Below are 8,646 nucleotides of genomic sequence, written 5' to 3' on the forward strand. Positions count from 1 at the left end.
ACACCGGACATGGTCCGTTCCGGATGCGTCCTCCGGGCCTCAGTTAAATCTCCAATCTATTGCACTGTTAACGAAAAGACATTGGGCCGTGAATAGTAACATTAGAATCCGCCTAAAGCGGGCTGCGGCTGATAGTCTGATGAATTAAGGTAACTGTTCATGCTGTCTGAACTGTTACGAATGAGGTGAAAAACATGAATATATCGGTTTTAAATGAAAATACAGCGGGAAAAAGAGGCTTTCTCGCAGAACACGGTCTGTCACTGTTGATCGAACACGAAGGAAAGCGCTGGCTGTTTGATACCGGGCAGACGGACGTATTCATGAAAAATGCGGCACTGCTGGGGGAGCGGCTCATGGGGCTTAATGGGATTATTTTGAGCCACGGCCATTTCGACCATTGCGGGGGCCTCAAATTTCTGGCGGAAGAATATCGGAAGGCAGGGATAGATATGCCTCCCGTCTATGTCAGGGAGACAGCCTTCTTGGGTAAGACGGCAATCAACAGCGATCGCCGGACTTACCGCATCATAGGCATTCCCTGGAAAAGGGAACTGATTGAAAGCTCGATCAGGCTGACTGAAAGAAAGCAGGAGATTGCCCCGGGAGTATGGGTCCTTGGCGACATCCCATATACGCCGGGTCTGGAAAAGAGGCCGGAACAGTTTTTCATTGAGGACGGACCGGAAAAAAGGCCGGACTACATGAACGATGAACAGATGCTTCTCTTTGAAACAGGGAAAGGGCTCTGCCTGTTTGCCGGCTGCTGCCACCCAGGGATTCTGAATTGTCTGGAATACGTGTCACAGGCATTTCCCGGCCAAAAGCTGCACAGCGTCTTTGCCGGAATGCACTTAACCGGCGCATCTGTGCAGCGGATTACAGAGACCGCCGGGGAGCTTGAAAAACGTAAATTTGATATTCTCATGCCGGTCCACTGTACAGGCATTGAGGCCATCGGCAGAATGAAGACAATGTTTGGCGAACGCTGCCGTCTGGTGGAGACAGGAATGACGCTGGAGCTTTAACCGCCCAGCGTCACATCTTGTCTGGAGTACCAGGAAATCGCTTCCTCCACATGGCGCGGTGAAAAATCCGGCCAGTAATCATCCACAACATAGAAGTCGGAATATACCGACTGGACAGGAAGAAAACCGGACAAACGCCGTCTGCCTCCCCACCGGATTACGAGATCCACGCGGGAAACATCGGCAGTTCCGAGTTTTGGGCCAATCATCCCGTTCTTTAATCCCAAATCCCATTCCCAGCTGTAATTGACAAGAAAATTAATTTTCATTCCGCCTTTTCCGAAATCCCGTCTCGTGGTGTAAGGCAGGAGTTCCTTAGGAAACATCGCGGAATCCGTATTGCCGACCACCAGAAGACTTGCGTTTTCCTCCGAAAGTACCTTTACGGCGGCAACGCATGCTTTTGTAAAGGCCAGGCGCTGTACGGAAGGACGTTTCGTATTATCGGCCGTAAATCCGTAAAAAGACATTTCCTTTATTCCCAGCTTCTGGCAGGTGTGGAATAAAGACATGCCGGGTGAAATGCCGCGCTCATATCCATCTTCTTTATTCAGGCCCTTTTGAAGCGCCCATCTTCTGTTTCCATCGGGGATAATCCCCACATGCTCCGGTATTCTCAATTTGATGTCCTCCGCAGTTATTTATTTGATTGGATTATTACCGGAATTGGTAAGATTATACAGGAAAAAGACGATCATAAAAGGCAGAGGGCGGTACGCCGGTAAGCGTCCGCACTCTGCCTGCATTGAAGACGGCAGCCTGGGCCCGTTCGGGCCGGTTAGCTGCGGTATTTAATAAACAAACCGGTTTATGTCGCGGTTTGCACCGAGAATAATCAGTTCATCGTTTGCTTTAAAGGTATAATCAGCGCCCGGCAGGGGATGAAGGGTGTCATTGTATTTAACCGCTAAAATTGAAATGTTATATTTTTTGCGGATATTCATTTCAATAATACTTCTTCCGATCCAGCCTTCGGGGACTGGTATTTCATATATGGAATGTTCAGGAGTCAGTTCGATGTAGTCGAAAATATTATCGGAGCTGTAGCGGACGGCTGACCGGATTGCCATCTCTTTTTCAGGGTAAACCACCTGATCGGCGCCGTTTCTCAGAAGAAATTTGGCATGGATGTCACGGCTTGCCCGGGAGAGAACAAATTTTGCCCCCAAATCCTTAAGAAGAGAGGTGATTTCCAGAGAACTTTGAAAATTATCTCCGATCGCCACTACACAGACATCGAAGTTGCGGATCCCAAGGGAATTCATATACTGTTCATTGGCACAGTCGCCAATCTGTGCACTGGTAACGTACGGAAGGACGGCGTTGATCCTGTCTTCCGAAGTGTCGATAGCCATAACCTCGTGACCCAGTTCATGGAGCTTCATTGCCATTGTGGAGCCGAAACGGCCAAGACCGATGATTAATACAGTTTTCATTAATATATCCTCCAGATATCATGATAATCAGCCGACGGTGATGCGTTCCTGAGGAAGCAGCACCGGAAGCTTCTTTCGGTTTGTCAGTGCGTAAAGCATGGTCAGGCCGCCTACACGGCCGAAATACATTAATAATATTAATATAATTTTTGAAAAAGTGCTTAAATCCCCGGTGATCCCCAGGGAAAGTCCGACGGTTGCCACGGCCGAGGAGGTTTCAAAAGCGGCCTCCATCAGATTCACGTCATCCAGCCAGGTAATGAGGAACGTGGCCGTCAGCATCAGTGAGATGTAAAGGGCCAGTATGGCAATAGCATTTCGCAGGATATCATAAGGTATCCTTCTCTTATAGCACTGGATGCTTTCCTGGTTCTGGAACGCAGAACGCAGACAAAGAATTGCCAGTGCAAACGTCGTGGTTTTGATTCCGCCTGCCGTAGAGCCCGGGGAACCGCCGATAATCATGAGTATGACCACGAGCAGCTGGGCCGCCTCCGAAAGCTGATTCAAATCCACGCTGTTAAAGCCTGCCGTTCGGGTGGTGACGGACTGAAACAGGGAAGCCATAAATCGTTCCTGCAGCGAGAGTCCATCCCAGCAGTCCCTGGAAAACTCAAACAGAAACAGGAACAGGGCCGGAAACATAATCAGGCAGAAGGTCGTGGTGAGGACGATCTTTGTCTGCAGATGATAATATTTATGCTGAAGTTTATGGGTTTTAACGTCGTCCCAGACGAAGAAACCGATACCTCCGATTATAATTAAGAGCATGATCGGAATATTGATAAGAGGGTTTCCGGTGTAGCTGGTGATGGAAGTCGTAGGACCGCTGGTGCCTCCCATCAAATCAAATCCGGCATTGCAGAATGCCGAGATGGAATGGAATACGGAAAACCAGATCCCTTTAATAAGGCCCATCTGCGGACAAAACTGAAACGCCATGATGACCGCTCCTGCGGCCTCAAAAAAAATGGTTCCCTTTACGATAAAACTCGTCATGCGGACAATTCCGCCTACCTGAGGCGCCGAGATGGATTCCTGCATTACGTAACGCTGTTTTAAGCCGATCTTTTTACCGGACAGGATTGTGATGGCAATGGCAAGCGTCACCACGCCCATGCCTCCAATCTGAATCAGTATGATTATCACCGCCTGCCCGAATACGGACCAGTAGGTGTACGTGTCATGGACGATCAGGCCTGTTACACAGGTGGCTGAGGTTGCCGTGAACACAGCGTCGATAAATGGAGTCGCTTCACCGGTCTTCGATGCAAAAGGAAGGGTCAGAAGAACGGCTCCCGTGATAATAATGAGGAAAAAACCGCCAAGGATTATCTTGGCCGGAGTCAGCGACCACACTTGCTTTCCAATCATATTATTGTATTAGCTCCTGAATTTGATATTATTTATTATTGCCTATTGATTATATAAAGAACCGCCGTGGATGTCAACGTAAGAAAATGTAATGATTCAACCATAAACAGGAAACTTTATGGACAAGAGGCATTTGAAATGATATAATTTCCTTACTTCTAAAAATCAGATATGCAAGTTCTGCCGCAATTCAGTATCTTTTTTTGTATGACAGGCCGTCCGTCCGGCCCCGTCTTCGTTTCGCGTAATCCCTGTGTTACTGTCTGCTGTATTGGAAAATAAGGGTTGACATTTTAAGTCAGTTATACTATTATAAGAACATGAAGAGAACGTTTGTTCGCATTGAAAATCGTTGGAGGATGAGATGAACAGAGATGATAAGATGAAGGCATTGGATGCCGCGCTGACACAGATAGAAAAAGCTTATGGAAAGGGCTCCGTGATGAAGCTCGGAGATTCCGGGGCCAACATGAATATAGAGACGGTGCCGACCGGCTCCCTGAGCCTTGATATTGCGCTGGGACTGGGCGGGGTGCCGAAGGGGAGAATTGTCGAGGTTTACGGACCGGAATCAAGTGGTAAGACGACGGTCGCCCTCCACATGGTGGCGGAAGTGCAGAAGAGAGGCGGAATTGCCGGATTTATCGACGCCGAGCATGCCCTGGATCCCGTATATGCCCGCAACATAGGAGTAGATATCGATAATTTATATATTTCCCAGCCGGATAACGGAGAGCAGGCATTGGAAATTACGGAAACCATGGTGCGTTCCGGTGCGGTTGATATTGTGATTGTGGACTCTGTAGCGGCGCTGGTGCCGAAGGCGGAGATTGACGGTGAGATGGGAGATTCCCATGTGGGCCTCCAGGCCAGGCTGATGTCCCAGGCGCTGCGTAAGCTTACAGCTGTCATCAGCAAATCAAACTGTACGGTTATCTTTATCAATCAGCTGCGTGAGAAGGTCGGAGTTATGTTCGGTAACCCGGAGACCACCACGGGTGGGCGTGCCCTTAAGTTCTATTCATCCGTCCGATTGGACGTCAGAAGAATCGAGACATTGAAGCAGGGCGGCGAGATGATAGGAAACCGCGTGCGTGTGAAAGTTGTAAAGAATAAGATTGCCCCGCCATTTAAAGAGGCTGAGTTTGACATTATGTTTGGAAAAGGAATCTCCAAAGAGGGAGATATCCTGGATTTGGCTGCCAAGGAAGATATTGTGGAGAAGAGCGGCGCCTGGTACGCCTATAGCGGCAGTAAGATTGGACAGGGCCGGGAGAATGCCAAGAATTTCCTTCTGGCCAATCAGGAACTCTGTGCGGAGATTGAAACAAAGGTACGCCAAAAATACGGATTGGCGGACGGTCCTGCCGGAGATACGGCAGAGAAGAAGGACAAAGGGCTGGCCCCGGTTGAGAAAAAGGCCGACGCGGAGCCTGCACAGAAGAATCCGGCAAAATAAGTAAATAATATAAGGAATAATTGCGAAAGGGCTTAAGAATGACGGTAGACAAAATTGAGCCCCTTGATAAACGAAGGAGCAAAGTCTTCATTGATGGGGACTTTGCCTTTGTTTTATATAATGGGGAGATACGGCATTACCATATTGAAGCAGGGCAGGATATATCCGAACCGGTGTATGAGGAGATATTACACGGCGTGATCTGCAAACGTGCCAGGGAGAAATCGCTCTATCTTCTGAAGAGTTCCGGAAAGACGGAAAGCGAAGTGAGGCAGAAGCTGAGGTCAGGCCATTATCCGGAAGAGGCTGTCGAGGAGGCGGTGTCCTTTCTTAATAAATATCATTATCTGGATGACCGTGAATACGCAAGGAACTATATTGAATTATACGGCAGCCGCAAGAGCCGGACCGAATTGATGGCTGCTTTGCTGAGAAAAGGGATCGATAAAGAGACAATTGTTGAATTTTGCGAGGAACTGCAGCTCGACAGTTCCGGACAGATTAAAAACCTGTTGAAAAAAAGACGGTACGATCCGGAATGCACCGACAGGAAAGAACAGCAGAAGCATATGGCATATCTGCTGAGGAAAGGCTTTTCCTTCGAGGAAATCCGCAGTGCCATGGGGGCCTTTGAGGAGGAATAGCCTCCGATATAGTAACGTTTTTCCAGCTTTGTTAGATAGTGACGAAAACAGGGTTTCAGATTCTAATATACTTGACATAATGTATAAAACAGTTTAAAATTAAATCGTTGTATTCTTGTACAATGAAAACTAAATAAGGAGGTGCTCCTGTGTCACAAGTAATAGTTCCGCTCATTGCGAGTATTATTGTAGCTGTTATTACTTGGTTTGTGGCCACCAACTACCGCCAAAAGACGTATGAAACGAAAATTGGCAGTGCTGAGGAACGATCAAGGGAAATAATAGATGAAGCATTAAAAGTTGCTGAGACTAAGAAGCGTGAAGCTCTCCTTGAAGCAAAGGAAGAGTCCTTAAAGACAAAGAATGAGCTTGAGAAAGAAACAAAGGAAAGAAGAGCTGAGCTTCAGCGCTATGAACGACGTGTACTGAGCAAAGAAGAGAATCTGGACAAGAAGTCCGAAGCAATGGAAAAACGGGAAGCAGGTCTGGCAAACAGGGAAGAGGCCCTTAAGAAGAGAACCGCAGAGGTGGAAGAACTCTATGTAAAGGGAACGCAGGAACTGGAGAGAATTTCCGGTTTTACTTCCGAGCAGGCAAAGGAATATCTGCTCAAATCCGTTGAGGAAGATGTAAAACATGACACTGCTAAACTGATTAAGGATTTGGAAGCAAAAGCCAGGGAGGAAGCTGACAAGAAGGCCAAAGATTATGTTGTAACGGCCATTCAGCGCTGTGCTGCCGATCATGTGGCAGAGACAACAGTTTCCGTGGTGCAGCTCCCCAACGATGAGATGAAGGGACGTATTATCGGACGTGAAGGACGTAATATCCGTACCCTCGAGACACTGACAGGCGTAGAGCTTATTATTGATGATACGCCGGAGGCAGTCGTACTTTCCGGATTTGAACCGATCAGAAGAGAAGTGGCAAGAATCGCTTTGGAACGTCTGATCGTGGACGGCCGAATTCACCCGGCCAGAATTGAGGAAATGGTAGAAAAAGCACAGAAAGAAGTAGAAACCATGGTGCGCGAAGAAGGAGAGGCAGCTCTTCTGGAAGTAGGCATCCATGGAATCCATCCGGAACTTGTAAAACTTCTCGGTAAGATGAAGTTCAGAACAAGTTATGGACAGAATGCACTAAAGCATTCAATCGAAGTAGCCCAGCTGGCAGGACTGCTTGCCGCAGAGGTAGGCGTAGATGTCCGCACGGCAAAACGCGCAGGTTTATTACATGATATTGGAAAAGCTGTTGACCATGAGCAGGAAGGTACTCACGTAGAATTAGGTGTTGCCCTGTGCAGAAAGTACAAAGAGTCGGCAACGGTAATCAATGCGGTAGAGGCCCATCATGGCGATGTTGAACCGCAGAGCCTTATTGCATGTCTGATCCAGGCTGCTGATACGATTTCAGCCGCAAGGCCGGGTGCAAGAAGGGAAACTCTGGAGACATATACGAACCGGTTGAAACAGTTGGAGGATATCACAAACTCCTATAAGGGAGTGGACAAGTCCTTCGCAATCCAGGCGGGACGTGAAGTTCGCATTATGGTAGTACCCGAGCAGGTCAGCGACGATGATATGGTGCTGATGGCTAGGGATATATCAAAGAGGATCCAGGAAGAACTTCAGTATCCAGGCCAAATTAAGGTCAATGTAATTCGTGAATCAAGAGTCACCGATTACGCGAAGTAATTGTTCGGAGTGAAAGCTAAATGCCCTAAATACCGCAAGAATCCAGTATTCATGCGGGTTTGGGGCATTTTTTTATTTCTTATAACTTCTTATAAGTTCTTGTATTTTTAGCCTTAATTGGCGTAAAATTGGCGTAAAACGGAAAATGCAATTGGCGTAAAAAATTTGATGAAAGATTACACTAAAAACCTCTTAAAATAAAGGATTGGACAGTATTTGAATAGAAATGATTCAAATACGTATCCAGTCCTTTTTTTGTCTTCAATTTTGCCCATAGAATTTTATTCAGGAGGCAATCATGGGAAAATCAGGAGTTATTACAAAGAAAGATACAGGCAAGGACAACGAGGCATATCACGACATTATCACACTGCTGAAAATCTACCGTTCCGTCAACTGGCGGATGCAGGTCAAAATCGGACAGGTAAAGAGAAGATTCCAGGCTGAATATGGTTCCGACGTGGACGAATTTCTAAACCAGATATATGAAGCCGGTATGGATCTGAATGAGGATGCGGCTAATATCCGGGGGCGGGTGGAAGTGATTAGCAGCTCCAATAAGTTCCTGCGTCTGATTGACGAGTCGGTGGAACTGATGAGGCGCTATCATCCCCAGGGGGAGAAATTCTACTGGGTTATTTACTATACTTATTTATCGGCCTATAAGCCGGAGAACGTTTCAGAGATTTTAGACAACTTAGAGCCGCATTTCCCTAAGATACCGAGAATTAACCGGGCGACCTACTTTAGATGGCGTAACGAGGCGCTGAAGGCCTTACGCGGCATTTTATGGGGCTATGAGGACGAGAGCAAGGAACTTCTGCAGCATTTCCAGGAGGCATGGGTAGGGGAAGAAAAATAATTTATTTATTGTTTAAATACGGTTCACATAGAGCAGGCGGATTTATTAAAGTAGAGTAGTAATCAGACGTATTGTATACGTTTAAAACAAAATACAGGGATTGCAGAGAGGAGAATTAGTGTGAAAGAAAGTAGAGGACAGCCCAAAAG

8 protein-coding genes are annotated in these 8,646 nt (G+C 47.1%); 5 read left to right on the forward strand and 3 right to left on the reverse strand.

Translation table 11 applies throughout. The features are described 5' to 3' along the window. Nucleotides 1-194: 194 nt before the first annotated feature. Complete coding sequence (locus CLOSYM_RS04495) at nucleotides 195-1,028, forward strand: MBL fold metallo-hydrolase (RefSeq protein ID WP_009296042.1); 834 nt, start codon at nucleotides 195-197, stop codon at nucleotides 1,026-1,028. On the opposite strand, the gene CLOSYM_RS04500 is transcribed toward CLOSYM_RS04495, so the two are convergent. The 3 genes from CLOSYM_RS04500 to CLOSYM_RS04510 all read right to left on the reverse strand — a co-directional run bounded on the left by CLOSYM_RS04500 (nucleotide 1,025) and on the right by CLOSYM_RS04510 (nucleotide 3,838). Beyond that, nucleotides 1,025-1,648: an undecaprenyl diphosphate synthase family protein gene (locus tag CLOSYM_RS04500; RefSeq protein WP_003499020.1), complete on the reverse strand. Its 624-nt coding sequence runs from the start codon at nucleotides 1,646-1,648 to the stop codon at nucleotides 1,025-1,027. The genes CLOSYM_RS04495 and CLOSYM_RS04500 overlap by 4 nt on opposite strands. Nucleotides 1,649-1,819: 171 nt before the next feature. Continuing rightward, on the reverse strand, nucleotides 1,820-2,464 hold the full coding sequence (locus tag CLOSYM_RS04505) for a potassium channel family protein (RefSeq protein WP_003499018.1): 645 nt from the start codon (nucleotides 2,462-2,464) through the stop codon (nucleotides 1,820-1,822). A 27-nt stretch (nucleotides 2,465-2,491) separates the two neighbouring features. Beyond that, nucleotides 2,492-3,838, reverse strand: coding sequence for a TrkH family potassium uptake protein (locus CLOSYM_RS04510; RefSeq protein WP_003499016.1), 1,347 nt, complete (start codon nucleotides 3,836-3,838; stop codon nucleotides 2,492-2,494). Nucleotides 3,839-4,202: 364 nt separating this feature from the next. Here CLOSYM_RS04510 and recA point away from each other — a divergent pair, with 364 nt between their 5' ends. The 4 genes from recA to CLOSYM_RS04530 all read left to right on the forward strand — a co-directional run bounded on the left by recA (nucleotide 4,203) and on the right by CLOSYM_RS04530 (nucleotide 8,497). Further along, nucleotides 4,203-5,297: a recombinase RecA gene (gene recA, locus CLOSYM_RS04515; RefSeq protein WP_021641136.1), complete on the forward strand. Its 1,095-nt coding sequence runs from the start codon at nucleotides 4,203-4,205 to the stop codon at nucleotides 5,295-5,297. A gap of 38 nt (nucleotides 5,298-5,335) precedes the next feature. After that, nucleotides 5,336-5,941 (forward strand): regulatory protein RecX, encoded by a 606-nt coding sequence (locus tag CLOSYM_RS04520; protein WP_021641137.1) that lies wholly within the window; start codon nucleotides 5,336-5,338, stop codon nucleotides 5,939-5,941. A 149-nt stretch (nucleotides 5,942-6,090) separates the two neighbouring features. Continuing rightward, nucleotides 6,091-7,635 (forward strand): ribonuclease Y, encoded by a 1,545-nt coding sequence (rny, locus tag CLOSYM_RS04525; protein WP_003499010.1) that lies wholly within the window; start codon nucleotides 6,091-6,093, stop codon nucleotides 7,633-7,635. A gap of 298 nt (nucleotides 7,636-7,933) precedes the next feature. After that, entirely contained in the window at nucleotides 7,934-8,497 is a 564-nt protein-coding gene (locus tag CLOSYM_RS04530; RefSeq protein WP_021641138.1) for a hypothetical protein, read from the forward strand. Nucleotides 8,498-8,646: the final 149 nt, after the last annotated feature.

This window comes from [Clostridium] symbiosum ATCC 14940 (assembly GCF_000466485.1).
Lineage (GTDB): Bacteria > Bacillota > Clostridia > Lachnospirales > Lachnospiraceae > Otoolea > Otoolea symbiosa.

Coding starts and splice junctions, on each gene's coding strand:
- CLOSYM_RS04495 (WP_009296042.1), top strand. CDS start 195: ATGAATATATCGGTTTTAAATGAAAATACAGCGGGAAAAAGAGGCTTT.
- CLOSYM_RS04505 (WP_003499018.1), bottom strand. CDS start 2,464: ATGAAAACTGTATTAATCATCGGTCTTGGCCGTTTCGGCTCCACAATG.
- recA (WP_021641136.1), top strand. CDS start 4,203: ATGAACAGAGATGATAAGATGAAGGCATTGGATGCCGCGCTGACACAG.
- CLOSYM_RS04530 (WP_021641138.1), top strand. CDS start 7,934: ATGGGAAAATCAGGAGTTATTACAAAGAAAGATACAGGCAAGGACAAC.
- CLOSYM_RS04520 (WP_021641137.1), top strand. CDS start 5,336: ATGACGGTAGACAAAATTGAGCCCCTTGATAAACGAAGGAGCAAAGTC.
- CLOSYM_RS04510 (WP_003499016.1), bottom strand. CDS start 3,838: ATGATTGGAAAGCAAGTGTGGTCGCTGACTCCGGCCAAGATAATCCTT.